Consider the following 25,354-nt stretch of genomic DNA (forward strand, 5'->3'; position numbering starts at 1 on the left):
AATTCTGATTTAATCAGTGATACACTAATTTTAATAACTTAATTTACAAACCTAATTTAGTTACTTAGATTATTTTACGGTACTTTCCTTAAAAAATCAAGAGGAGAAGAAGCATGGAGGATAAAAAAACAGACAAGCGAAAAGCGCAGGGCGCCGAAACAAAAAGAAAGCTGATTGAAATTTCAAAACGGCTTTTTACGGAGCGCAGCTTTTCCGAGGTTGGTGTCGAGGATATCACTGATGAGGCCGGGATTACGAAGGGCGCATTCTATGTGCATTTTGCGTCTAAGGATGCGCTGATTGCCCTGCTGATTGCCGATTACACCGCACGCACGGATGCGGACTACAAAGCGGTGTTTGATACGCTTCCCCCTAATATGCCTGCCTCCGGAGTGCTGCTTGCTTTAACCGAAAAAATAGCCGATGTGCTGACGGGCGACATCGGCTATGATAATATTAAAAAAATCTATCAAATTCTGCTGACAGGGGTGGTGGACGCCAAGGCCGTCAAAAGCTATGACAGAGAGTTGTATACACTGTTTTATGGCATATTGGAACAGGGAATCCACAATGGAGAGTTTCAGAGTGATCTGCCGGTAGAGGTGCTATCACGGCACTTTGTGATGGCGATTCGGGGCATTTGCATCGACTGGTGCATCCAATACCCGAATGTTGACTTGAAGGCGCAGTCGCTGGAGCATTGCCAGATGCTGATGCAGGGATTGCAAAACGAATAGCCTCATCATCTTTTTGACTTCCGGTCCCTGTTAGAACGCACCCAAAGTTCGATAAGTATTTAGAAGAAAAAAGACCATGCTCGTCTGCTAAAATTGCAGGGAGCACAGTCTTTTGTTTTTAATGTGTATTGTTTTTTCTGCAAAACCAGAGCTGGGGATAAGAACCAACCGGTTTCTCAAACAGTAATCCCTTCAATCAACAGTCTGCAATGCTCTACGGATTGTTCTTTCAGGTCAAAATCGGGATAGCGGATACACCATTCAAAGCTGATGCCCCGAAGCGCCGCAACGAAATGGCGTGCCAGTGTTTCGGCGGACAATGTGCTTTTTAGTTCTCCCTGACCAATTCCTTTCTCCAGGATGCCGTGAAACAGCAAATACAATTCCCGCCCATAGCCTTTTACCGCTTCGGTATCCACTGTTCCCGCCAGCAGCATCTGGTAAACCTTTTTCATATTCTCACAGCCGATTGTCTCTATAAGGACTTCAGCTATTTTCTCAGTCAGAGCCAAAAGCACATTAGATGTAGGCATATCAGCAGGCAGCGCTTCCAAAAACGCCTTATAGTCCGTATCGGCGCGGGAGGCATAATCCGCAATTACCATTGCGATGAGGGCATCTTTAGATTCAAAATGCACATAGAACGCACCTTTGGTAATCCCGGCTTCGTCGGTGATATCCTCAACCATGACATCGGCATAATTATGTTCCTTAAACATTCTTTCCGCGATTTCATATAGCTTCTTTTTTGTTTCGGCGCCCTGCACCTTTCTTTTATCCGGTTTTTTCTGTCTCATAGTTTTTCTCCTCTTGAAAATCTAAAAAAAGTAGCCTATAACAATCAAAGATTATAACCCTATTTAGAAAAACTGTTTTCTAACCTGAGTATAGCACTTGATGCGCTATGAATCAAGCGACCTAATTTATGCGGATAACATCGCCAGTACAAGACATACTGAACCAACAAAACGTTCTATTGTTTTCACATACCTTCCGTTTACCTGTTGTTCAGCTTCGCCTCATATTCCGTCAGGTCAAATACCTTTTTCTCAGCCTTGGCCTTTAAGTAGTCAGGCAGCGTCTCATCCCGAAGCTTTTCCGCAAAGTCTGCCCACTCGGTGAATTCCGGCTTGCTCATGGTCTTTTTCAGCACGCGGGCGTAATATTTCTTGTAGGCGCGCTGGTGCAGCTTCCAGACATCGTTGCTTTCAGTTTTTTCCTTAAAGCTTCTGGCGGCGCCGAGCTCACGGCAGGTCTGCCCGCCCTCGAAAACACTGTCGCAATATTCATAGTGAAAGCCTTTTTCCAGCAGAAAATATTGTCCGCAGAGCTTACACTGTTTGGGAACGCAGCCCTTTAGGATGCCTTTGAAAAAATCCGTGTAGAGAAAATCCAGCAGCCGCGTAAAGGTCATGCGTTCAAACAACGCCGCTTTTCCGTTTTCATCCTCCAAAAGCAGATACTGAAGACTGGAAACTGCCGCCGTCCGCTGCTCCGACGCACCCATGGTTTTGTCGGCTACAAAAGAACCCATGCCGTTCTTGGCAATCTGTTGGATAAAGCTCTTGTCTTTTTTCAAGCTTACATCCTTCAAAAAAACGCGGTAACACCCCAGCAGTTCCAAGTCCTCCAGTAGGGCGGCGTACTCCCCTTCGGTCGCGCCGCTCAGTCTGTCCGGGTTGGGAAAATCCCGAAACAGGGGCATCTCCAAAATTATTTCATTTATCCTGTCTGTGCCGCAGCCTTGTGCCGCGGCACTTTTATATTCCCCCATATCATAATTCAAAAAGGCAGTGAAAAGCTCGTTGTACTTGTAGCTCCGCCTGTTTATTTCAATATGCGTCTCCCCGAAAAGAACATCAAACGAAAAGAAGCCGGTATCGTCCGGAAACAGGTCTTTAAAAAACAGCGCCATAGGCTCACCTCAATAGATAATGGATTTCATGCAGTAGAGTATATACATATACTATCTCATTTTCTATTTACAAAGTCAAGAGAGTCTGTTAGCATAACGATAGATAATTTAGTCATAACACTCATTATCTACAGGGAGGTGGATGAGCAATGCTAAAGAAATTAGAAACCATGGATGCGGAAACCCTGATGACCACACCCATGGAGCCGATCAGGTTTATTGTAAGCGGATTAATTCCGCAGGGGCTGCATATCCTTGCAGGCTCTCCGAAAGTCGGCAAGAGCTGGCTGGCGCTCTGGATTTGTCTGCAGGTAACAAAGGGAGAACCGGTGTGGGGGTTCGAAACCCGAAAGTGCGAGGTGCTCTATCTCTGTCTGGAGGACAGCTTCGCCCGCATCCAAAGCAGATTGTTTGAAATTACGGAAGAAGCTCCACCCACTTTACACTTTGCTATTATGAGCGACGCCATCGGAAACGGTCTGGAGCTTCAGATTGAGAATTTCCTTGCAGAGCATCCCTGCACGGGATTGATTGTCATTGATACCCTGCAAAAGGTTCGCAAAACGGTTTCCTCCAATGTGAATCCCTATGCCGCCGACTATGATGACATTTCTGCTCTCAAGGGGCTGGCAGACCAGCACAGGCTTGCTATCGTACTCGTCCACCATCTACGGAAAAGTGCTGACAACGATCCGCTGAACATGATATCCGGCACCACGGGAATTGCGGGCGGCACGGACAGCAGCTTCATCCTGCAGAAAGAAAAAAGAACAGAAACCACGGCAACTCTCATCTGCACCGGCAGGGATATTGAAAGCCGGGAACTGTTTTTGGGGTTCAACAAAGATACTTTCCTTTGGGAGCTGCTCCAACCGATTGAAGCGGCAGAGCACAAAGCGGACGAGGTGATTTTACTTCTCTCTGACTTTATGAAATCGGCGGTTGTGTTCACAGGAACCGCTACCGAGCTTGCGGAGCGGCTCAAGCTGTTTGGCGGAACGGAATATCTCCCGGCGGTTCTGAAGAAGAAAATCATGAAACACATGGACTATCTTCAGAAAAACAAGATTTCCTATTCCGATCAGCGCAGCTTTGAACGGCGGGAGTTTACCCTCCGTTATGACGGCAATGACGGCATGACGGCAGAAAACGCCCCCACAGATTTGCCGTCTTTGCCGTCACAGCCGTCAGCAGAGGTATAATCGCTCCACGTTGCCCCTTGTGTCGCCCTGTGTGCCGGTTTTGACCGGCAGGATGGCATTCCTGCACCGAACCAGAGTAAAACCGCAGCGTGAGGGCTTTGTGCCGAGCGTTTGGGAAAGAGCACCGGCTCCTGAATCCGGAGTTCTCCACGGTAGAAAGGATGAGCAGGATAAAGTCAGGTGACCGCAAGCGGCCCCCTGACGGTCACAGCGTCCCGCAGTGCGGGGCGCAGAGCGGCATTGTACGGTGGTCGGACAAGGTGCCCTAAATCAAAATGGGTATTCCTTCGGGAAGTCCGGGGGGCAGAAAACACCGGGATGCCAGCCGCTATCCCGGATGTCCACAACGGAAAATAAGCGAAAAAGGAGATTTTCACAATGAATGACAGCAACAAAGCCAAAGTAGGGATTCACATGAGGCCGGAGCTCATCGCCCGGGTGGATGCGGAATACCCTCTGTACGATTACCCCAGCCGCAGTGCCTTTATCGGTGCGGCGACCGAGTTCTATCTCGGCTATCTTCACAGCCAGAGCGACGCCGATTACATGAGTAAAACCACCCTCGCGTTTCTGGAGGATCAGGTCACAAAGCTGGATGCCAAGATCTGCCGTCAGTTGTTTCGCCTGTGCGTAGAACTGTCCATGGTGGCCCATGTGACCGCTGCTATTGTCCCCGGAGCCAATGAGGAAACGCTGAAACGGCTGCGCACCAAGTGCGTCAAGGATGTGAAAAACACCATCGGCAACATCCGGTATGACAGCATTTACGCTCACCAGCACGCCATGACAGAGGCGGATGACTATGAGTAAGACAGAAAAAATAACGGTATCGCTGCCAAGCGATACCATCAGACTGGCCGATGAAAAATATTTGGAGTTTGGCTTTTCCAACCGCTCAGAGCTCATCAATGCCGCCATCCGTGAGTACCTCAGCCGTGATCTGATGCGGCAGTTTACCGGTGAGCTGGCGAGTGTCTACCAGAAAATCGAGCGTAGTGAAATCAAGGAGCTGGAGCAGCATCTCTCCAAGCTCTCCTACAAAATCGCCGTGGAGCTGGCACAAATCTATATGCTGCTGGCGACCGCCATGGAGCTTCCCTATGATGTTGACCGCAGCCTGCGGGGGAAAGCAGTCAAGTAGGTCAACCATCTGAAGGGCTTTGTACCCATCTCCAAGGCTGTGAAGGAAACCGAAGGAATCACAGGGACAGAGGAAGAATCCGAAGATTTCTTTTGACATGAACCCTTGCCGCCCTTCTCCGGCGGCAGTACATACCCCGGCACACAGTCAGGGGAAAACAAAAAAGGAGAAGTGCTATATGAAAGAAAACAAATGCAACGGCGTCTATGCCGCGAGCAACCCCCACATCCTATCCCCCTTCGGCTATCCTGTTCTCACCTTTGACGACACGCTGGCCGTTATCTCCGAGGAGGGATTCTTCCGGGAAAGAGAGATGGTTCTGGAGGGAAAGCCCTTCAAAGTCCGTTCCTTCTTCCGGCCGGTTTCTTCTGAAACCGCTACGGACAAACTGCTCCGCCTCATTGATGCGGGGCAAAATCGGTAATCTTTTCTTTGGCATAGACTTGTGCGAACCGTTGCGGTATGATGTGTACTACCGTATTCGGTTTGCCGGAAAGGAGCTTACAGATGAAACAGGCAAACGAAAAATACACGATTTTATACGCAAGACTCAGCCAGGACGACGGCAGTCAGGGAGACTCCAACAGCATCCAGAACCAGAGGATGATGCTGGAGAAGTACGCAAAGGACAATGGATTTGAGAATGTGAAATTCCTGTATGACGACGGTGCGTCCGGCACAAATTTCAACCGGCCTGCCTTTCAAGAGGCAATGGAGCTCATCGAAAACGGAGAGGTTGCAACCTTTATCGTCAAGGATATGAGCCGGTTGGGTAGGGAGTATTTAGAGGTCGGCAGGCTGACAGAAATCGTGTTCCCAAGCTACGGCGTGCGGTTTATCGCCATGAATGACGGCGTGGACAGCCTCTACGGTGATAATGAATTCACCCCGTTCAAAAATATCATCAACGAATGGTACGCGAAAGACTGCAGCAAAAAGGGAAAAGCCGCCGCTAAAATCAAAGCGGAAAGCGGAGCGAGGGTTGGCTCAAGACCGCCCTTCGGGTATCAGAAAGACCCTGCCGACCCCAAGCGCAAAATCATTCCCGATGAAGAAACCGCGCCCATTGTCAAGTACATTTTCTCTCTATGCATGAATGGAAAGGGCCCTACTCAGGTTGCGGTGCAGCTTCGAGAGGAGCAGATTCCCATCCCCGCCTATTACTATCACAAGAAAAACGGAGTCAAGATTGTCGGCTTCGATCCTGTCCAACCGTACTACTGGTCATCCACAACCGTAGGAAAGATATTGGAGGATGAGGTTTACCTCGGACACACCATCAACCTCAAATATACCACCTTGTCCTACAAAAACAAGAAACGTGTCAAGCGCCCTGTGTCGGAAAGAATTCGGATTGAGAACACTCACGAGCCGCTGATAGACCAGAGCACTTGGAATATCGTGCAGGACATCCGCAGGCACAAGCGCCGTCCGGCCAAGATGGCGGAGCAGAATATGTTCTCCGGACTGATTTACTGCAAGGACTGCGGAAAGGCGATGGTGCTCAGTCGGGCTCATACTATGGACGCAGTCAAAAACAACTTCCAATGCGCCACCTACAGGAAAAGAGGCAAGGAAACCTGTTCCGGGCATTACATCCGGGAATCCCAGCTCACCGCCATCCTTCTGGACGATCTCTGCAGGGTGACCCACTTCGCGAGGCAGAACGAACTGCTCTTCGCGAAACACATAACCCAAAAGAACGGCACTGAAATCCGACGTGAGATTGCCCGTGTCGAGCGTGAACTGGAATCGCTCAAACGGAGGGACACGGAGCTGAGCGCATTATTCAAAAGGCTGTATGAAGACAATGTTCTTGGCAAAATCCCAAATGAGGTGTTCCGAAAGCTCAGCGACGACTACTTTGCCGAGCAAAAAGAAATCCAGACCGCCATCCCGAAGAATGAGGGCGAACTGGAAAAGCTGAAGGGCTCGGTGGCCAATGTCAGCGCCTTCATTGAAAAGGCGAAGCAATATACGGAAATCAATGAGCTCACCGCTGAAATACTGAACCTCTTTATTGAGCGGGTGGAGGTCGGTGAACGTGAGGGAAAATGGTCTCACACTGCCCCGCAGGAAATCAATATTTACTACAGGGACATTGGCTTGATGGACAGCGTGACCGAACAGAAAACAGAGCAGGAAGCACAGGGCGATTCACCAGAGGTCGCATAAAACGGCAACGGCAGACAGCGGAAATCCACTGCCTGCCGATACATACCGCCCCACTTCACCACGGTTTAGAAAATGTCCCTATCACACCGTGGGGAAGGGGAAAGTATGTCTTTTCTGATGCCGATAAAGTATGGTATTATGAGTATAGGATTTCCGCTCTAATCAATTAGATAAATAAGAATTTAACGTAAAAATGAAAGGGTGGTAAAATTGGCTATAATCACACCGAATTTTAACTTTGCAGGTCGCTGTGAAGAAGCGGTCGCACTGTATCAAAAGGCTTTTAACGCAAAGGTTGGTTGTTTATTACGATATTCCGATGCCAATAAGTCTGATTGGAATAAAAAGTTAACACCGGAACAAGAAAATTATATATATCATGTGGAGCTTTTTATCGGCGATCAAAGAATTATGATGTGCGATAATATGGATGTTGACTTGGTAAAAAGTACGGCTCTTTCACTGACTGTCACATTCGATACTAAAGATGAAGTCAAACAAGCATATAATATTTTACGAGAAGACAGCGAGACAATCTATCAAATGCAGAGCACAACATATAGTTCTTGTATGGTTGTCTTTATTGATAAATTTGGTTTTCGATGGGGATTGATGACCGAACAAACAGAACGATAAATTTCCAGTTTGCCGGTCGGACTATAAGTAATGCCCTCCCATGCTGTCAAATCTTTTTTACATTGTTTCTCCAAAGAAACAGACAGATTTCTATAAAGAAATTTGTCTGTTTCTTTTTGCTTTTCGATAAACTATAATTAAAAAAAGGCTAATTATTTATTGAGTATATAGATAAACAGAAATTTATCGAATGCTCATAATTAATGATATAAGAGGAGAGAGCTAATATAATGGATTTAATTATCAAATACGGCTGGTATGCCTTGTTGATTGCTATTGTTGGGGAAATGCTTATACCAATTCTTCTTGCACCGTTTTATAAAGGGTATAACCATGCTACAATGGCAATTAGTACATTAGGAAATGTCAATAGTCCTGTTAGGCTACCGTTCAATTTATGGATGTTACTTGCCGGAATATTGTTTTTGGCAGCTACCCCTGCGATATATCACGCCTACTATCAGGTGTCAAAGCCTTTAACCACGGTATCCGTTTTATTTATTGCAGTTTTTGCTGTGGGGGCATGTATATTTACCTGCTTTTTCAGTGTCAACGAAACAAAGGATATGGTTACCTCCTCCTCAAAAATACATGGCGCTGGTTCGGCCATTGGTTTTATGCTGTTTTTATTTGTACCTCTGTTCATGGCAATACTCTCGTTCAAAACCAACGATAACATAACAGGAACACTATCTACTATTTCCTTTATGCTTGCTCTGCTGTTCTTCATATTGTTTATCATGGCAGATAAACCAGAATTGCAGCGAACATTAGTAGCGAAAGAGGGTTTATGGCAAAGACTGAATTTGTTGTTTATGTATCTACCACTTGGATACATTGCAGTAAGAAACATTTGGGGTCGGATTTAGCAGCGTCTGACTGAATACTTTGGTTTACATTATCCCAAAAATGTGAAGCTATCAATCCCAATTTATCATTCAGCCAATACACAATGCTTTGGCCGCCGGAAAAGTCTTTTCTCATTGTTATCACAAAAATAAAAAACATTCTTATCGAGTATCTTTTAATTTTATCTAAGGTACACGAGGGATGAACGGCCGAACCTGCCATATAGACAAGGGTCGCAGATACGACTAGCAGAAAAACAATTATCTTTCATTGTGATTTATCTTGGTTACCGTTTAACTTTAAATTTACTATAGTTATTATATATCCAAATTAGGGTATATTAAAATTTAAGCTTAAATTAAAGGAGGGTTTATCTATGAACAAGTTTATTTTCAATGATTATTTTCATGAGCCTGAGGGAAAAATCGCCAAGCGGATGCTTTTCAAAAGCGATAATGTAATTGCCTTTGTTCTAAACATTGCAAAAGGAGAAATACTGCCGGGACACACACATCTGGAATCAACCCTTTTCCTGCAGGTTATGGAGGGTAGTGCCAAGGTTGTCACGGACGGCACTGAAACCTTATTGCAAGTAGGCGAGTTAATGCAGGTTGACGGGCAGGAAAGCTTGCAGGTTATAAATATCGGCGAAGAGGTCCTGCGCCTTTACGTCACAATTTCACCAATGGGTTCAGAGGCCTTTGCAACAGACGCAAATGTTTAATGATTTATTTTTATCATTGCTGTGTGAAAAACTTTTTCACCATTTATACCCCTTATTAAAGTTGACAAAATGATTTGCTCTTCACTCTAAAATGCCTAAGCTTTGTAAAAACCTTTTATGCAATGGGCGAGAATCTTTTTTATACTATTAATTCAGACGAAAACATATCTTCCGCCAACGGGAAGTCATATGTTTTTATGCAGTAAAGTGTAATATGATGAATTCAGTTTATTACATGATATAAAAATAGGAATTTATCAAGTAGTTTGAACGGCGGATTATTTATATACTATAATCTTATAGACGAATAAGAATTGACCGAACTATTTTGACTAAGGATTTTATATGCTGGAGGGATAGCTACGGAAAATCCTTACATTTTACAATTCGCAGAACTTAACGATGTTGATAATTGGATGGATATGATTTGTATTGTAAAAAATAATTTCCCCGGACTCATTTTGAATGAATACAGAAAGATACTTGAAAAGAATATCTCTCGCCAGACAGCATTATGCGTAAAATATTATAATCAAATTGTAGGTATCCTGTTATTCTCGAATAATAATAGCTGCTTATCCTGTATGGCTGTTCATCCTCTGCACAGAAAAAAGGGAATTGGTTCAGCCCTTGTAGAAAAAATGATTTCGTTACTTCCAAACGATGTGGATATTTGGGTATCCACATTCAGAGAAGACGATAAATTAGGCGATGCGCCGAGAGCCCTATATCGAAAGTTTGGCTTTACAGAAGATGAACTGATTATGGAATATGGCTACCCAAACCAAAGATTTGTCCTGCGAAGATAATAAGAAATGTGAAAGTACCAAAATAAAAAAGCCAATAAATTTTAATATAAAATTTATTGGCTTTTTATTTTGCATTAGAGTCTAAAAAGGAGCAAAAACGTCAAAAGCCTTTTCGCTTCTTTTAGCTGTAATAACGAGGGACAATCTTTAAAATCACCTTTATGGAAGTGAGCTTAAAGCCGCCTTATAAAATAATCCCTAGAGCATGTTTTGAAACCTAAGTATTGTGGTAAAAGTAACCAAATATGATATGCTAAAGCCTATGAGAAGACACGAAAGAACTCAAAGAAAAACTGACTGGTGGCTTTATAAGGAACGGCATCTCTTAGAAAACCTTTTTCTTAAACTCAAAAATTACCGTCGTTTTGCTACTCGTTATGAAAAACTTGCTTCTTCCTTTTATTCTGTTTCCTATCTTTCCTGCATTCTCCTTTGGTTATTTTGATGGTTTCAAAACATGCTCTAGGACGAAATTAATTTTATGCTGCTTCCTGTGTTATTCTTTTTAATGATAATCTGCTTATCAATTCTTTCCTTCAGCTCGCTTACATGGGAAATGATACCCACAAGGCGGTTTCCTTCGGCAAGGCCTGCCAGGGTATTAATGGCCTGTTCCAAAGATTCCGTATCTAAAGCACCGAAACCCTCATCTATAAATAATGCGTCAAGCTCCACGCCTCCGGCGTATCTTTGAATCACATCTGAAAGACCCAGGGCAAGGGATAAGGCGGCCTTGAAGGATTCTCCGCCGGACAGGGACTTTACGGAACGAATCCTTCCTGTGTAATTATCCATTACGTCAATTTCCAATCCTGTTTGAGAACGAAGATCGGCGGAGTCCTTCTTTCTTAAAAGCTCAAACCTGCTATTGGTCATAATACTTAGCCGTTTATTGGCTTCAATCAGAATTTGGCTAAAGTAGGCCGCCTGAACGTATTGCTCAAAGGCGATTTTCTGTTTTCCTGCCAATTCACCGTTGGCGGTTTTTGAAAGACTGCTTACTAAAAGATATTCCTTCTGATAATGCAAATAATCGGGGATTGCTTTTTTAAGCGCATGATATAAGGGCTCGTTTATCCCAAGACGGGCAACGATTTTATGAATCTCTTCTTCTATGCCCTTTTTTTCTTTTTCTAATAATTCTTTTTGGGTATTGAGGTCTTTTATATCTTTTTTTGTTTTATTTTCCGTTTCTTTCGAAAGCCTTAAAATATCTTGATTCACAGCCCTAACTTCATTAATGTAATTTTCTATGGCGGTTTTAAGCTCTTCTATTTTTTCCTGAGTAATTTTTGAATCGAAATAGCTTTTTTCGTCGAAAAATCCGCATTCCTTTAATTTATTTATATAAATTTTAAAATCTATCTCTTTTAACTTTATTACTTCCTCAAGTCTTTTTATTTTTTCAGATAAAACAGCACTGCTTCCTTCAAGCTTATTTTTCCATTCATAATATTCTTCTTCCGATCTTTTAAAGAATGCCTTCATATGAGATAATGTTAAAGACCATGCTTTAGCTTTTTCTTCTGCATCTTTTTTATCCTTATATTCCAGTGTGTCTTTCAGGGTTTTAAGCTCCCCTTCTTTACTGGAAAGTGTAAGAGCAATTTCCGAATAAGTCTTTTCGCTCTTATGGATCTCTTCTTCTGTGGATTTAAAGGCTTCATCAGATTTTATTAAATGCCTTTTATATTTTTCCTTTAAAGAAATTAATTTTTCGATCTCTAGGGCTAAGACATCATTCTTCTGCTTTTCTTTTAGAGCTTCCGCTATTTCTGCTTGAAGCATATCGGCCATTTCTGAAACTGAATTGATATGGTCTATAGTGTCAAAATGACCTTTCGCCAAGTCTTTAAGCTGGGTACTATTAACAGTGATTTCCGATATTTTTAAGGCGGATTTTTCACTTGCATTTTGCATGTAAGTTCTTGCATCGTCTAATTTCTTTTTTAATAACTTTAATTCATCTTCTTTGGGAGCGTCAAAAGACAATACCGCTTTTTTAGGATGGGTTTTTGAACCGCATACGGGGCATGGCATATTTTCTTTAAGCCTTTCGGCCAAAAGTCCTGCCTGCTCCTTAAAAAATAGACTTTCTTTTTCTATGTATTCATTATTTAATAAATCATAATCCTTTTGAGCATTAATAAACTTATTTTTCAGGTCTTTACTTTCATTTTTTAATACATTGATTTTTTTAATAAGCTCCTTTAAGTTTTCAAGACCTGCAAGCTCTTTATTAAGCTCTTTTGATTTCTGGGTACAGTTTGCCCACTGAACCTCTATACCTTCCATTTCTTTTAAGTCATTATTCAGCTTATCTATATATTCAATGATTTTCTGCTTTTTTTCTTTTAGCTGAGATAAAGTTTCGTTCAATTCTTCTTTTTTTAATTTAATAGTATTTATTTCTTTTTTCAAAAGAGCCAGACGGTCATATTGGGGAATGCTTTTGGTTAACCTGTCTATTTTCGAGGATAGGCCTTCCCTCTCCGATTCTTTATTCTTTTCTTCTTCATAGACCTTTTGTTTTTCCTTTAGTTCAATAGATAATTTATCAATACTGTCAGTGAGAATGGAAATATCATTTTTTAAATCTTTTTCTTCCTTCAAGGTCCTTTGATATTCTGCTTCTAAAGGATATACGGTATATAAAGCCTTTTCCCCGTTATTAAGAAGATTTTTACGGGCATTGTGTTCTTCAATGGATTTATCAAGGGATTCTTTCTTTTGAAACGCTTCCTCAAGCTTTTTGAAGGTTTCGTTTATATATTGGGCCTCCGTTATGAGTGAAATACAGGCGGAAAGCTTTTTATCAAGCATTCCTCCCCTTAAGGCCATGTTTTCTTTTTTCTCCTTATCTGTTTGAATTAATTGATTTAAAAGCCCTAATATTTCTTCCGAATCATGGATACTTAAAGCATTTATTTGGCCTTTAATATCCTCCCAGTTTTCTTCAGAATAAGATATGGAAGCTATATATTGAAGAATGCTTTGTTCAAAGGATTCACAGCTTTTCTTTAGTTCTCTTTCTTTTTCTTTAAAGAGCCTTTGAAACTGCTGAAAAATATCCGTATTGAAAATCCTTCTGAAAATATCCCCTCTGTCCTTGCTGTCTGCAAGAAGAAGCTGGATAAACTCCCCTTGGGCAATCATTGCTATCTGCTTAAACTGCATATAGGTAATCCCCAGAATACTTGCGATTCTTGCAGTAACTTCTCTGTATCCTGTAATAATATCTCCTTCAGGCAGTTTAAGCTCCGCATCGGCATTTTCCGTCGTTAAACCTTCTCCGCTTTTTTTAGGCCTATTGTATCTTGGATTTCTTCTTACTGTATAAATCTTATTTCTGTGGGAAAATGTAAGTTCCACATAGGTTTTAACAGAAGCATCGGCAAAATCGCTTCGTAATGTATCAGCCGTTCTTACTAAGCCGCTTGCCTCCCCAAAAAGAGCAAATGCAATGGCATCGAATATGGTAGTCTTTCCGGCCCCTGTATCTCCTGTAATGAGAAAAAGCCCCTGGCCGCTCATCTCATAAAGATGAATCACCGTCTTTTCAGCATAAGGGCCAAAAGCACTCATTTCTATTACTAAAGGCTTCATATTTCAATTCCTCCTGCCTTTTCCAAAAGCCTCTCTATGATTTTAATCTCTTCTTCAGATAATTTTTTATTATTTTGTGCTTCATAGAACTCTTCAAATAAATCCAAAGGGCTTTTGCTTTCTATTTTTTCAGAAGATAGTTCCTCAAAAGAAATATTGCTTCTGCTTCTTTTATTGTCAAAATCCAGAATCATTATATTAGGATAAACTTGGCGGAGCTTCCCTAAGGCGTCGTAAATTTCATCTTCATCGGTAATGGTTGCGTGAATATAATCTGTTGAGCCTTTATAATCTTCTTTGCCTATTTTAATGAGTTCATTGATGGGACCTTTTATTTCTCTTAAATCCCGTAAGGGTAAAAGCGGAATTAAGTCTATTTTTACATTCCCCTTTTCTTTTATTTCAAGAACCGTGACAGACTTATGATGGCGGGCCTCGGAAAAAGAATATTTGAGGGGGGAACCTGCATACCTTATTTCGTCTCTCCCTATTTTTTGAGGTCTATGAATATGGCCAAGGGCTACATAATCAAAATTACGAAACAAAGAGGCATCTACATTATCAAGCCCTCCAAGGGAGATATTTTCAGAATCCGATCTTTCAGGAGAAACTCCTCCGCTTGTAACAAACTGATGGGCTACCAGAATATTTCTTTCATCCATGGATATTTTTTCATTTGAAATTATTACATTTACAGCATCGTTATAGGATTCAATCTCTTCATCATAATAAGCTCTTACAACCGCAGGCTTTACAAAAGGCAGCAAATAAACATGAAGGGGGCCGTATTCATCTTTAAGAGTTATTTTATTCATTTTTCCATCGAATACCCCTGCGATATAAAGCCCGCTCTTTTTCAGTATCCTGCTTCCAAAGCTCAACCGCTCGGGGGAATCATGATTCCCGCTGATTATAAAAACAAACTCTGCTAAAGAAACAAGCTTCGTAAGAAAATCATCAAAAAGCTCCACGGCTTCTCCCGAAGGCTGGCTTTTATCATATACGTCCCCTGCTATAATAATCCCTTTCGGCTTTTCAGACTCTATGACTGAAATCAATTGTTCCAATATATATTTCTGATCTTCTATCATATTAAACTCATTTACTCTTTTTCCTATATGTAAATCTGCAATGTGAAGAAATTTCATCTTTTTTCTCCTATGATATATTTATATAAAATTTAAGATATACAAAGCAAACATGAAAACGATACAAGCAAAAGCTTATAAATAATCGTTAAAGGAGTATCTCCTTATAGTTATAATCAAATTAAATAATGATGCTTCCGGTCTTTTATGGGGCGAAGCCTGTTAGGCATACATCCTGCAGGTATATACAGCCCTAAAATTCGTTAAGACGAATACTTCATAGGTAAACGCCCAAGAACATAAGGCCTAAGAGTCCACGTTCCACAGCTTAGGTACAGATATATAATTATAATAAGCAAACTTGTTAGGCAGAGTCTGAAAATAATCAAACCGACAAGAATATATAGTAAATTTAAAGTTAACCCGTAAGAAAGTCACATATCGCTTAAATTTATATGAACTAGCGGCATTGTCAATTTGCTTTTCTATTATTTTTATGTCCTCTAAAACCAAATGCCTATAAAAATACAAAAGCAAATTAACTATACCCAGACTGAAAAACGCGTTATAGAAGAAATAGAATAAATGGTCTTTTGCAAAACTGCCTCTATTTGATTTTATAGATTGAAAGCCTTATGCTCTATTGCAGTACAAATTTATTTTTTGTTCGGTAACCATGAGTCTTAAGGAAATAGGCTTTTATTTCTTCTTCGTTTACTATAAAATAAACTAAAGTTTATTTTATAGTAAACGCCAAAAATACGTTTATAAGCTTTAAAGCCGGAAATATTATTTGCAAAAAAACGTGAACTTGAGTGGAATCGGAAAAAGGTCTGAACAGCCAGAAGCTGGATTTTGCCAAGCAAAATTTCTGAGGAAAAAAACCAGAAATACTGGAACTATTTCGAGTATTTTTGACGATGAAATTGCGTTTCCATGGCAAATTAGGCTAGGCTTCGGACTTTTCAGGCACGCCCTAATTATAGTAATATTAATTCTAATGGTTTTTAAAATTAGGCTAGTCACAGAATATTTTACATGAAAGCAAAAACTTAGACGGGATAATCAAAAAATCCCACGGCATTAAGTATGGCTTTTACGAAAAAATTCTTTTTCAGCGATGATGTTATACCTTCGTGTAAAAATAAACTAGGTTTTAAGTTTTCAGCATCCTAAGAACTATTATAGCAAAATTTATGATAGATAGTAAAATTACTTTGGCTCTATTTATTCTATAATGACATCATACTCAATTCGGTAAAATATAAAGCACTCAGTAAAGTTAGTTTAAGTTTATTTACTGTATAATGATATCCTCTATCTGCTGTACCCAGTAAAATCACTCAATTTTATTTGTTATATAATGACTTTAAGTAAATTAGATATATGGTTAAATTTTTTAGAGAATAGCCTGAAATAATAAGGTCATAAGATTAAATAAGCTTAAAAATAAGTTTATTTAGTGTTCATATAAGGAATATATTATTGAGCTTTGAAAGCATTTAAAGTTTAATAATTATTGTTTGATAAGAATAAATTCCTAAGAAAAACGGAGAAATCATATTTAATTTTTTCCTTATAAAACAATTCAAATATAAATTTAGTATTTGATTTTACCAGATTCATATGATAAAATGTCTTAGTCAACTGAAATGTACTCTTAGAAATATTAAATTAGTTATAACGAGCCAAACCTAAAAACCACTTAATTATTTTTTCTAAAAACGTCGGAAGCTGCGAGTTTCCATGAAATTAGAGGATTTTGGAAATTTAGCTTTTTACTGATTTCTACGGTTTTTCCACACTTTGCCTTGGCTTCTTACGCGGGGCTTGATGTATTAAAATAAATATGGAGGCGTATCGAAGTGGTCATAACGAGCCTGACTCGAAATCAGGTTGTCCTCACGGGCACGTGAGTTCGAATCTCACCGCCTCCGCCAAACAAAAGACATAGCTTTCCTCTAAGGAAAGCTATGTCTTTTGTTTGGCGGAAAAATGTGATACTATGGCTCCAAAAAACATGTTAATATAAATAGGTAAATAGAACTTATTACACAATCTAATTACACAATCTAAATGAGGTGTCCCGATGGATAAAAGTACGGAAAAAATGCTTTATACTGAATATGGAATACAGGTGCGGTCTTTACAGCAAATTCCTGCAGGCTGGTCAGCATCTGCATGGAAAGTACATTCTGATTGCGGCGACTATTTTTTGAAAGTGTATGACAAGCATAACCCCTCCACAAAAAATTGGGTTGCTAGAATCGACAGTTATATGCCGGTTGTTCTGTGGTTACATGAACATACAAAACTACAAAAGAAAATGATCGCGCCGGTTCTAGCCAGAGATAAAACTTTTAAAAAAGAGGATTCATCTTTTCTATACATGGTATTTCCTTTTATCGAAGGCTCAACCATATGCAGCGAAAAATTAAAGCTTCAGCAGATACGGGAAATTGCGCAGATTCTTTCCGAATTGCATTTTTATGGTGCTGAGATACCTGTATCTGTAAATGACTTGCTCGAAACCTTTGATATTTCATTTTGTTCAACCTTGGCCAACCGGCTTGGGACAATTCATACTTCTATTTATTTGCAAAAAGTGCTAAAGCCCTATATAACAACACTTACTCAGGCGGCAGAAGTACTTCAAAATTTGGCACTCCTGCTACAAAATACTAAAATGCGGTATGCCCTGTGCCACACAGATATTCATGGCTGGAATCTGATACAATCTGAAAATCTTATCCTGATTGACTGGGAGGGATTGAAACTGGCTCCTGTAGAAGCCGACCTCTTTTCATTTACCGAAACTTTCTTCTTTGGCTACGCATGGGAAGAGTTCATGACCATTTACCGTACCGCACACAAGGATTATCAGATTAACACCGATATAATGCATTTTTACAGATTGCGGCGCAGGCTGGAAGATATCCATGAGTTTGTCGAAAGCATCCTGTTTGACAACCTCACACAGGTTGATATGAATCGATCACTTCGTTATCTAAAACAGGAATGTGAGCTGCTGAATGCTGTACTCTGACAGGGAAGGCCTGCCTCATAAATTCCAATTTGCTGTAACCCAGTCCGCATGATTTTACCTGACAGTAAAAACCTTTTTTATCATAGTTCTAAAAAAGACATAGCTTCTGTCTGGGGGAGGTCATGTCTTTTTTATGCAGTAAAATTTTATTATGAATTTAATATTTATTTAATCCCACAGGCAAACAGGAATCTCAGCGCTATTCCTCAGAACAGTAATCATTTTGCAGTATTTTTAATGCATCATTGAATTCCTCTGCAGTCTTTTTATCATTTTATTCAGAGCACCAGATTGACGGTCAAATCTATCGGCAAATATGGAAAACCCAAGCAATATCCCATAGAAACACTTGTGAGTATTCCCTCAAAATAGAGAATCGACAGTAATACAATACCGTTCACTAACTGTTCCCATACCGAGCATTTTGGTAAGTGCCACAAATATGATTATCAGAAGTTATTTTTCTGTAAAAAGATTTGCCGGAATAGTCACAGGTATAAATCAAAATCCTCCTTACTTTTAGCCTAAAGCAAAAATATAAGACAAAAAATATAAAATATATTTTCCAAAGCCATTTTTAACATTGGTTAAAAACAGCTTTGTCTTTTTATATGCCTTAAAATAGTTTATTTTAGATTAATTTTTTATATAAATAGTAAATTCCTAGGAATAAACTTAAGCATCCTCCTTAAGCGTTTATCTCGCAGATGAGCCTGATTTAGCCGGACTTTGAAATTCGTAAGATAAAGCTCTGCATGCCAATTTTAAAATCTGCCTATATCAAATTCTCTTCCGATACAAAATAATGAAGTTCAAAATAAATTCGATACATAAAAACATAAATTCCATACATAATCTCTCGTAGACAGCAATATTACATGTATCTTTAATAAATATGCTATTCTCCGTTTCATTGGGTAATATTATAGCATCTGCTGTTTCGGCACCTCATTTGTCTATTATTGATATGTACATATATAAACAAGATTTCTGACATAATAACAATAGCACTTATCCAAACTACTATTTCTAAGTAAGCGTTACCCTTATGCAGGGAGGTACAAATGAATTATGTTAAGAATCGCCTTATGTGATGATAACAATAACGCAATAGATCGGTACGCAAGGCTCATTCTTCAAGTTGCTAAAAAAAACCAGATAGAGATTGAGCTTTCCAGCTTTAGCAGCGGAGAAGCATTGCTTTTTCAATATACTGACGCTCCCGAACAAGTGGATATTATCTATTTAGATATTATGATGGATAAAACAAATGGAATGGAAACGGCCCGCAAACTGCGGGATTGTCACTGTAAAGCCCAAATCATCTTCTTAACCAGTAGCGAAGAATACGTTTATGAGGCTTTTGACGTAAATGCAATTCACTATCTTTTAAAAGAAGACACAAGCATTGATAAATTTGAAAATGTTTTCCTTAAAGCGGCAGAGCTTGCGTTAAAAAAAGAGGACGAACGGTTTACATTTGAATTTGATGGTGAAACAGATGTAATCCCAATGGGGGAAATCTCTTATTTTGAAATTTGGCAAAGGCTTGTCACAGTACATTATGGCGCAGGAAAAATAGGAAAATTCTATGCCAGCATGGAACAGCTGGAAGATAGGCTCTCCGGTAAAGACTTTGTACGGACACACCGCTCTTTCCTCGTCCATTTGCCCTACATCGCAAAATTCCAGCGTCAAAGCCTATTATTAAGGACTGGAGAAGAAATTCCTATCGGTATTACTTATATGCAATCTTTAAAAAGAATATTTTCAGATTATATTTCAAGACTAAGTCTTTATACCTCCAGAAATTCATGCGATAAGGGGGAGACATCATGAGCTGCGTTGCCACTATAATGATTCTCATGCATTACTTTGTTTTTATGCTTTACTATCAAGAATTGTTTCCTGCACAGAGACGCAGACAAATTTATGTTTTGCTTTTTTTATCTATTGTGCTTGCGTCCTATGCATTTCTGGATGCACATAATCTACGGGGACTAAGGATTCCAATTATCATAATTGCCATGACTGCGGGAATCTATTTTTCAACAACCATGAACTTGATGCAGGCAATATGCTGTGGAAGCTTCTGTGTCTTAGCTTCTTACAGCTTCCGCGGAATATTTATTTCAATTGGTTTATTGGCTTTGCAGGGAAATGATTTCTCATTCATAACAAAAGCAAATTATGCCATAACCATATTTTCCTTGCCTTTTTCACTCTTATTTTTTTTAATCTTGCACAGAACAATATTTCCTGATAATAAAATCAAAAAATTTCTGAATAACCGCAGCCAGCTTACGCTTATCATTCCATATGAAATTATGGCGGCATTAAATCTAATGAATATAAATTTGAGCAGGGATATATTTCCATATGATATGTGGTATCAAGGGTCCTATCTATCTACCCATGGTCTATGGAATGTAAAAATAGCCATCGGCTGCTGCCTTCTTACTCTTGGTATGCTGCTTTATGCCGTTTATCAATCCATTCAAAGTACGGAGCTTTTAGAATACCGCTACCGTACCAAAGTTTTGGAAGAGCAGTATGAACAGCAGCTCAGGCATTACAAATCTTACCAAAAATATACAGAAAGCTTTCAGACATTTAAGCATGATTATAAATCTATGATGGTTTCTTTAAAAGCCCTTCTTAGGGCACAGGATAATGAGAGGGCAATCCAGCTAATCGACGACCTTTATGATGATATGCAAAAACGGGTAGAAGTCCATAAAAAGTATTCCGACAACGTTATCCTGGATGCCATGCTCCAGGATATTGCAAATATATGCGAAGAAAAGGAAATTCGCTTCCTATTTAACATCTTTGTGCCGCGCAATACTGAATTATCCAAGCTAGATGCAATCAGAATTTTTTCTAATATTGCCAAAAATGCTGTTGAAGCATGTGAGAAAGTACCTGTATCGGAGCGGTTTATAAATATTGTAGCTAAAAATGATAACCAGTGGGCTACTCTTGAAGCAGTTAATTCCTATGATGGAAAAACGCTCATGAATAAGGGAACTCTTATGACAACAAAATCAGAAAAAGAAGGACATGGCCTAGGTTTGAGTATTGTTCAGGAGATTGTCCAAAATTTAGGCGGATTTGTAATTTATGATGCAGACATGAAAAGGAAAACTTTTTTAATTAGAGTCCATATTCCCCGTATAAGTAAAACGAAGGAAGAAGAAGCCTGATTCAGACCAAACAGAAATTCTGTAGGATTATATAGTATAAAGGTCTTTTACAGAATTTCTGTTTTATAGTAAATTTTAAGTTAAATAGGTATTGTTTTTTCTTCAGAATAAATTTAGTATAGTAAACCATTAAGAGGGTATCCTGTAATTTCGTAAAAGTCCTTTATCTTTACAATCTATCTCCCCTACTTTTTTATATTTCCTGTCTCTTCTTAATAAGGCGTTCTTACTAAACTTTTTCACCCTCTTGCTGCTCCATAACCCTAAAACGGCATGCCCCATCTCCGGTTGAGCGGCAGCTAATTTTTTTTACAGTAAAAGGCTTATTACTATAGGCTTCAAAAATACCTCCAATAAGGCCTTCATAATAGCCGCAAACCATTTCGCCAGATATATCCCGACCTGAACAGTCAATATCCTCTGAAAGTGCCAAAACAAAGGAAATAGAATCCTCTTTCTCCATATGTAAAATGCCCATTTTCAACTTTTGCAATTTATTTGCCATATCGGCAATAAAGGCATCAAAATCCCCGGAAATATCCAGCATATTCTTTGCAAACTCCTTGCCTGCCAAATACCCGGCGGCACGGTAGTGCAGACCGATGGTTTCTTCGTCATATTCACGGGCCAAAATATCCTTTAATGTATATTGGAATAGGCGATAGATAAGCACCGGCATATTTTCCCCTAAATTTTTTCTTCCCTCATCAATATTTCCCAACCCTTCCCAGATAAAATTGTACGATTTATTTTCATGGTTCATAAAAATTCACCTTTCTGTTGGAATAGATATATAATTCTATTTTGAAATAATAAGCTTTCAGAAAACTTAAAAATAGTTTTACAAATGAAAGGGCGCTTACTTATCGATAAGCGCCTCTTTCATTTGCGGATTTGCACATAAAACTGCCCTCTGTTATGGCGGGCTTATCTATGTATTAAGTAAATGGCGATGCTCATCTATAAAGGGTTTTATTATTTCCTCTTCAGCTTTCCATCGTGCTTTAGCGGCAGCCGTTATATTATCGTATTCACCGAGATAATGGCGCTTCCCTTTAAATGTAAGTGTCGCAATCCATGAATTCGTTTTGCTGTAGTAAGAAACGCCCTTTATGCCGCTGCGATTATTCTTTGACACCTTAGAAGATGCAATAACCTCCAAACACGTTCCATCAATCAATGTTCGATATTCCTTATCCTGTAAGCATCCGCAGCTTTTTGTGTGGCCGTTCCTTAAATTCGATATGCTTACGCTGCAAATATTTCCGCAGTCACAGCGGCAAAGCCATTTCCGTGGACTATTTTTTGAGGTTTTATCAGGATATAAGGCCAGCAGATGCCCAAAACGTTGGTTTGAAATATTGCTTCTTTCTTTTAAAAGACAGCCGCAGCTTTTCGTCTCGCCGCGAATAAGATTACGCCCGACAACATGAACCGTCTTGCCGCATTTACAGATACATTCCCATACAACATAGCCGTCTTTGCGCTGGTCCGTCGGAGCCACTGCTTTTAATCTGCCAAAGGTCCTATTAGACAAATCGACAAATCTTCTTCGGTTCCTATCTTCAAGACAGCCACAGCTTTTTGTCCTGCCGGATGTAATATTATTTTTATAAATAATTTTTATATTGCCACACTCACATTGGCAGCGGCAAACCCGGTATCCTTTTTCATTCTTAAATTCATCTAAAATCATTAGCAGACCAAACTGCTTTCCAACTATATTTTTATATGTCATATGTTGTCAACCTCGCTATAGCCGTTCTGCCTTTGAATAAATCCAACTGTTATAGAAAATATACTGCTTTTTACTTCATACAGAGCCATTGATGTATTTAACTAAGCTTCTGATGTAGTAAATATTATGAAAACTGCGCCGAAAAAAAACGCCAAATTATTTCTATAAACCACCGATATTGACATTATTTCCTATTAAGGATATTAAACCGCCAATTTAATACATACAGAAGCTGCTGAAAACTTAAAATCAATATAATTTATTGATTAGATTTATCTGATTGGTATTTTTATAATGCTTTCATTGGGAAACGGAAGGCTTAAGTGGATAAAAATCCAACGAACACGAGGAGGAAATAGAAATGGCAAAATTAAAATTCAAAATGCAGATTAAAGAAAAGCTGGCTCTGTTTATCGGCGTTTTGCTGGGTACGGTAATCTTACTGCTATCAGCAATATCCTATTTCAATCTGGACAAGGCCTATAAGCAAGCCATATCTGCTAAGCAAGATGATTATGACAGTAGAATTAAAGTTGCTGTGGAAAGTATCATAGGCGTTCTTAATGTAAATTATGAGAGATACCTTAACGGAGAAATCACCGAACAAGATGCGCTGGAATCCGCAAAAAAAATCCTTCGTGACACCCGTTACGAAGACGGTGGCTACCTTTGGGCATATACAGAAGACGGGGAATGCATTGTCCACATGGACCCGGAAATTGAAGGGACCCAGCGCTATAATATTACAGACCCAAAAGGAAATTATTATGTTCGCAATATTATCGCCGCAGGAAACCAGTCCGAAGGCGGGTATACGGAATATTATATGAAAAGCCCGACGCAAGAAGAAACTTCTCAAAAAAGAGCTTTTACAATGAAATTTGAACCTTACGGCTGGTACATAAGTACAGGAAATTATTATGATGAAATTAATGACACTATTGCTAAACTTCGTCAGCAATCGGCTGCTTCACATATAAATCTTTTGATAATCAGTTTCGTTACTGCTGCTGTTGGTGTTGCTATAACGTTCTTCGGCCTTAATCAATTGACCGGTCCTCTTTCAAATGTAGCCAGACGTCTCCAACTGCTTGCAGAAGGTGATGCTCATACACCGCCGGTTTCTATTTCAAATACCAAAGACGAGATGCAGACCCTTACCCAAGCGTCTGAAACCTTAATATTGGCAATCCAGAGCATTGTTAATGACCTTACGGCACATATGAAAAATATTGCAAAAGGAGATTTAACGACACCAATTACACGCCAATATGTTGGTGATTTTCTTCCAATTCAGGATTCCCTGGGAGAAATATATCTTTCTTTAACTCATGCCTTATCCAATATAAGTGTGTCCGCAGAGACGGTTAATTCAGGAGCGACACAAGTCTCCGCTACTGCTCAGGCGCTTGCTTCCGGTGCTACAGAGCAGGCAGCTTCAGCAGAGGAGCTTTCTGCATCCATTACTACCATATCAAATCAGGCAAACCATATTGCGGAAATTGTTAAGCAAGCCTCTGAAGGTATGGCAAAAACAGCGGCGGGCGCAGAAGACGGACATGACAAAATGGAACGGCTCCTTAAGTCCATAGAGATGATTCAGAACAGTTCGAAACAAATCAGCGGAATTACCAATGCCATTCAAGACATTGCCCATCAGACTAATATTTTAGCCTTAAATGCGGCTATTGAGGCAGCCCGCGCCGGAGCCGCAGGCAAAGGCTTTGCCGTTGTGGCCGATGAGGTCCGCAATTTGGCTGGAAAATCCGCAGAATCTGCAAAAAGAACGGCTGCCTTAATTGAGCATTCCATGGAGGAAGTGGCCGAAAGCTTACGGCTCGCAAAAGAAACACTGACTTCAACCGAATATGCTTCTGCAGAAATTTTAATTTTGCAAAATATCTTAGAAGATATTAATAGCGATGCACAGGGTCAGGCCGCCGCCATCACACAAATTACAATGGGTGTGGAGCAGATATCCGCTGTTATACAGACAAATGCGGCGACAGCAGAAGAAAGCTCTGCTTCCAGCGAGGAACTTTCTGCCCAGGCAGCAATACTTAAAGATGCCATATCTAATTTCAAATTTGAAACTGATTTAATTTCCCATGAAACAGCACCGGAGCTATCCCATGATTTAATCCGCTTGGAATCCATTAATAAGTATCTTTATTAACTTTAAAATAGTCTTTTTGTTTTAACATTCAGTAACTATTTTCAAAAGCATCAATACTTCTATCACAGCTTCCGCCTCTCCATTTTCATTTAAAAAGCCTCAACACAAACAGAGCTGTTTTTACGAAAGTAAAAGCAGCTCTGTTTGCTTGTGTCCTGAAAAGAGTAATTTAAAACTTGCAATATGCTCCCTAAGAGTATATAAAAATGGTGAACTTTCTGATATAATTAATCAAAAACATGGAACGCTGTTCGAAATGTTTTAAAGATACCATTAGCTACACATATGCCCCTTCAATGAGGCATT

The 25,354-nt window shown here is 39.9% G+C and carries 20 protein-coding genes and 1 tRNA gene; 15 read left to right on the forward strand and 6 right to left on the reverse strand.

Annotated features, from left to right (window positions below; translation table 11 throughout):
* Positions 1–113 precede the first annotated feature (113 nt).
* The gene (locus NBX03_RS15880) at positions 114–737 is read left to right on the forward strand and encodes a TetR/AcrR family transcriptional regulator (protein WP_267134853.1); all 624 of its coding nucleotides are present in this window, start codon (positions 114–116) and stop codon (positions 735–737) included.
* Positions 738–913: 176 nt separating this feature from the next.
* Here the strand turns inward: NBX03_RS15880 and NBX03_RS10340 are convergent, their stop codons facing one another.
* Positions 914–1,534 (reverse strand): TetR/AcrR family transcriptional regulator, encoded by a 621-nt coding sequence (locus NBX03_RS10340; protein ID WP_250227698.1) that lies wholly within the window; start codon positions 1,532–1,534, stop codon positions 914–916.
* A 200-nt stretch (positions 1,535–1,734) separates the two neighbouring features.
* Positions 1,735–2,652 carry a DUF6076 domain-containing protein gene (locus tag NBX03_RS10345; RefSeq protein WP_250227699.1) on the reverse strand — a complete coding sequence of 306 codons (918 nt, stop codon included), beginning with the start codon at positions 2,650–2,652 and terminating at the stop codon, positions 1,735–1,737.
* A gap of 149 nt (positions 2,653–2,801) precedes the next feature.
* On the opposite strand from NBX03_RS10345, the gene NBX03_RS10350 reads away from it, so the two are divergent.
* The 9 genes from NBX03_RS10350 (at position 2,802) to NBX03_RS10390 (ending at position 10,188) form a co-directional block, all read left to right on the forward strand.
* A complete protein-coding gene (locus tag NBX03_RS10350; protein WP_250227700.1) occupies positions 2,802–3,854 on the forward strand; it encodes an AAA family ATPase in 1,053 nt (350 codons plus the stop codon).
* A 378-nt stretch (positions 3,855–4,232) separates the two neighbouring features.
* Positions 4,233–4,664 carry a hypothetical protein gene (locus tag NBX03_RS10355; RefSeq protein WP_250227701.1) on the forward strand — a complete coding sequence of 144 codons (432 nt, stop codon included), beginning with the start codon at positions 4,233–4,235 and terminating at the stop codon, positions 4,662–4,664.
* On the forward strand, positions 4,657–4,995 hold the full coding sequence (locus NBX03_RS10360) for a ribbon-helix-helix domain-containing protein (protein WP_250227702.1): 339 nt from the start codon (positions 4,657–4,659) through the stop codon (positions 4,993–4,995). Before NBX03_RS10355 ends, NBX03_RS10360 begins: the two co-directional genes overlap by 8 nt.
* A 178-nt stretch (positions 4,996–5,173) precedes the next feature.
* A complete protein-coding gene (locus tag NBX03_RS10365; RefSeq protein WP_250227703.1) occupies positions 5,174–5,419 on the forward strand; it encodes a transposon-encoded TnpW family protein in 246 nt (81 codons plus the stop codon).
* 83 nt (positions 5,420–5,502) lie between these two features.
* Entirely contained in the window at positions 5,503–7,170 is a 1,668-nt protein-coding gene (locus NBX03_RS10370) for a recombinase family protein (protein ID WP_250227704.1), read from the forward strand.
* Positions 7,171–7,380: 210 nt separating this feature from the next.
* On the forward strand, positions 7,381–7,806 hold the full coding sequence (locus NBX03_RS10375; protein WP_250227705.1) for a VOC family protein: 426 nt from the start codon (positions 7,381–7,383) through the stop codon (positions 7,804–7,806).
* A gap of 230 nt (positions 7,807–8,036) precedes the next feature.
* Positions 8,037–8,675 (forward strand): DUF998 domain-containing protein, encoded by a 639-nt coding sequence (locus NBX03_RS10380; protein ID WP_250227706.1) that lies wholly within the window; start codon positions 8,037–8,039, stop codon positions 8,673–8,675.
* A 356-nt stretch (positions 8,676–9,031) separates the two neighbouring features.
* Complete coding sequence (locus NBX03_RS10385; protein WP_250227707.1) at positions 9,032–9,379, forward strand: cupin domain-containing protein; 348 nt, start codon at positions 9,032–9,034, stop codon at positions 9,377–9,379.
* Between the two features lie 461 nt (positions 9,380–9,840).
* Positions 9,841–10,188, forward strand: coding sequence for a GNAT family N-acetyltransferase (locus NBX03_RS10390; RefSeq protein WP_250227708.1), 348 nt, complete (start codon positions 9,841–9,843; stop codon positions 10,186–10,188).
* A gap of 462 nt (positions 10,189–10,650) precedes the next feature.
* Here NBX03_RS10390 and NBX03_RS10395 read toward each other — a convergent pair whose 3' ends face one another.
* On the reverse strand, positions 10,651–13,794 hold the full coding sequence (locus NBX03_RS10395) for an AAA family ATPase (RefSeq protein ID WP_250227709.1): 3,144 nt from the start codon (positions 13,792–13,794) through the stop codon (positions 10,651–10,653).
* Positions 13,791–14,942, reverse strand: a complete 1,152-nt coding sequence (locus NBX03_RS10400) for an exonuclease SbcCD subunit D (RefSeq protein WP_250227710.1) — start codon at positions 14,940–14,942, stop codon at positions 13,791–13,793. The genes NBX03_RS10395 and NBX03_RS10400 overlap by 4 nt, the downstream gene beginning before the upstream one ends.
* A 1,791-nt stretch (positions 14,943–16,733) precedes the next feature.
* Between NBX03_RS10400 and NBX03_RS10405 the strand changes: the two genes are divergently transcribed.
* The 4 genes from NBX03_RS10405 (at position 16,734) to NBX03_RS10420 (ending at position 21,134) form a co-directional block, all read left to right on the forward strand.
* Positions 16,734–16,822, forward strand: a tRNA-Ser gene (locus tag NBX03_RS10405).
* A 149-nt stretch (positions 16,823–16,971) separates the two neighbouring features.
* Positions 16,972–17,928, forward strand: a complete 957-nt coding sequence (locus NBX03_RS10410) for a phosphotransferase (RefSeq protein ID WP_250227711.1) — start codon at positions 16,972–16,974, stop codon at positions 17,926–17,928.
* Positions 17,929–18,999: 1,071 nt separating this feature from the next.
* Positions 19,000–19,767, forward strand: coding sequence for a LytR/AlgR family response regulator transcription factor (locus NBX03_RS10415; protein ID WP_250227712.1), 768 nt, complete (start codon positions 19,000–19,002; stop codon positions 19,765–19,767).
* Entirely contained in the window at positions 19,764–21,134 is a 1,371-nt protein-coding gene (locus NBX03_RS10420; RefSeq protein ID WP_250227713.1) for a sensor histidine kinase, read from the forward strand. Before NBX03_RS10415 ends, NBX03_RS10420 begins: the two co-directional genes overlap by 4 nt.
* Positions 21,135–21,363: 229 nt before the next feature.
* On the opposite strand, the gene NBX03_RS10425 is transcribed toward NBX03_RS10420, so the two are convergent.
* Positions 21,364–21,897 carry a V4R domain-containing protein gene (locus NBX03_RS10425; RefSeq protein ID WP_250227714.1) on the reverse strand — a complete coding sequence of 178 codons (534 nt, stop codon included), beginning with the start codon at positions 21,895–21,897 and terminating at the stop codon, positions 21,364–21,366.
* 168 nt (positions 21,898–22,065) lie between these two features.
* The gene (locus NBX03_RS10430; protein ID WP_250227715.1) at positions 22,066–22,872 is read right to left on the reverse strand and encodes an AP2 domain-containing protein; all 807 of its coding nucleotides are present in this window, start codon (positions 22,870–22,872) and stop codon (positions 22,066–22,068) included.
* Between the two features lie 361 nt (positions 22,873–23,233).
* On the opposite strand from NBX03_RS10430, the gene NBX03_RS10435 reads away from it, so the two are divergent.
* Positions 23,234–25,048, forward strand: a complete 1,815-nt coding sequence (locus NBX03_RS10435; RefSeq protein ID WP_250227716.1) for a methyl-accepting chemotaxis protein — start codon at positions 23,234–23,236, stop codon at positions 25,046–25,048.
* The last annotated feature ends 306 nt before the right edge of the window (positions 25,049–25,354 follow it).

It is taken from the genome of Anaeropeptidivorans aminofermentans, assembly GCF_940670685.1.
Lineage (GTDB): Bacteria > Bacillota > Clostridia > Lachnospirales > UBA5962 > Anaeropeptidivorans > Anaeropeptidivorans aminofermentans.

What these genes read in the sequence shown, in the direction of transcription:
- NBX03_RS10365 (WP_250227703.1), top strand. Translation starts at nt 5,174, where the DNA reads ATGAAAGAAAACAAATGCAACGGCGTCTATGCCGCGAGCAACCCCCAC.
- NBX03_RS10410 (WP_250227711.1), top strand. Translation starts at nt 16,972, where the DNA reads ATGGATAAAAGTACGGAAAAAATGCTTTATACTGAATATGGAATACAG.
- NBX03_RS10340 (WP_250227698.1), bottom strand. Translation starts at nt 1,534, where the DNA reads ATGAGACAGAAAAAACCGGATAAAAGAAAGGTGCAGGGCGCCGAAACA.
- NBX03_RS10420 (WP_250227713.1), top strand. Translation starts at nt 19,764, where the DNA reads ATGAGCTGCGTTGCCACTATAATGATTCTCATGCATTACTTTGTTTTT.
- NBX03_RS15880 (WP_267134853.1), top strand. Translation starts at nt 114, where the DNA reads ATGGAGGATAAAAAAACAGACAAGCGAAAAGCGCAGGGCGCCGAAACA.
- NBX03_RS10345 (WP_250227699.1), bottom strand. Translation starts at nt 2,652, where the DNA reads ATGGCGCTGTTTTTTAAAGACCTGTTTCCGGACGATACCGGCTTCTTT.
- NBX03_RS10370 (WP_250227704.1), top strand. Translation starts at nt 5,503, where the DNA reads ATGAAACAGGCAAACGAAAAATACACGATTTTATACGCAAGACTCAGC.
- NBX03_RS10350 (WP_250227700.1), top strand. Translation starts at nt 2,802, where the DNA reads ATGCTAAAGAAATTAGAAACCATGGATGCGGAAACCCTGATGACCACA.
- NBX03_RS10355 (WP_250227701.1), top strand. Translation starts at nt 4,233, where the DNA reads ATGAATGACAGCAACAAAGCCAAAGTAGGGATTCACATGAGGCCGGAG.
- NBX03_RS10385 (WP_250227707.1), top strand. Translation starts at nt 9,032, where the DNA reads ATGAACAAGTTTATTTTCAATGATTATTTTCATGAGCCTGAGGGAAAA.
- NBX03_RS10380 (WP_250227706.1), top strand. Translation starts at nt 8,037, where the DNA reads ATGGATTTAATTATCAAATACGGCTGGTATGCCTTGTTGATTGCTATT.
- NBX03_RS10395 (WP_250227709.1), bottom strand. Translation starts at nt 13,794, where the DNA reads ATGAAGCCTTTAGTAATAGAAATGAGTGCTTTTGGCCCTTATGCTGAA.
- NBX03_RS10360 (WP_250227702.1), top strand. Translation starts at nt 4,657, where the DNA reads ATGAGTAAGACAGAAAAAATAACGGTATCGCTGCCAAGCGATACCATC.
- NBX03_RS10430 (WP_250227715.1), bottom strand. Translation starts at nt 22,872, where the DNA reads ATGACATATAAAAATATAGTTGGAAAGCAGTTTGGTCTGCTAATGATT.
- NBX03_RS10425 (WP_250227714.1), bottom strand. Translation starts at nt 21,897, where the DNA reads ATGAACCATGAAAATAAATCGTACAATTTTATCTGGGAAGGGTTGGGA.
- NBX03_RS10435 (WP_250227716.1), top strand. Translation starts at nt 23,234, where the DNA reads ATGGCAAAATTAAAATTCAAAATGCAGATTAAAGAAAAGCTGGCTCTG.
- NBX03_RS10415 (WP_250227712.1), top strand. Translation starts at nt 19,000, where the DNA reads ATGTTAAGAATCGCCTTATGTGATGATAACAATAACGCAATAGATCGG.
- NBX03_RS10400 (WP_250227710.1), bottom strand. Translation starts at nt 14,942, where the DNA reads ATGAAATTTCTTCACATTGCAGATTTACATATAGGAAAAAGAGTAAAT.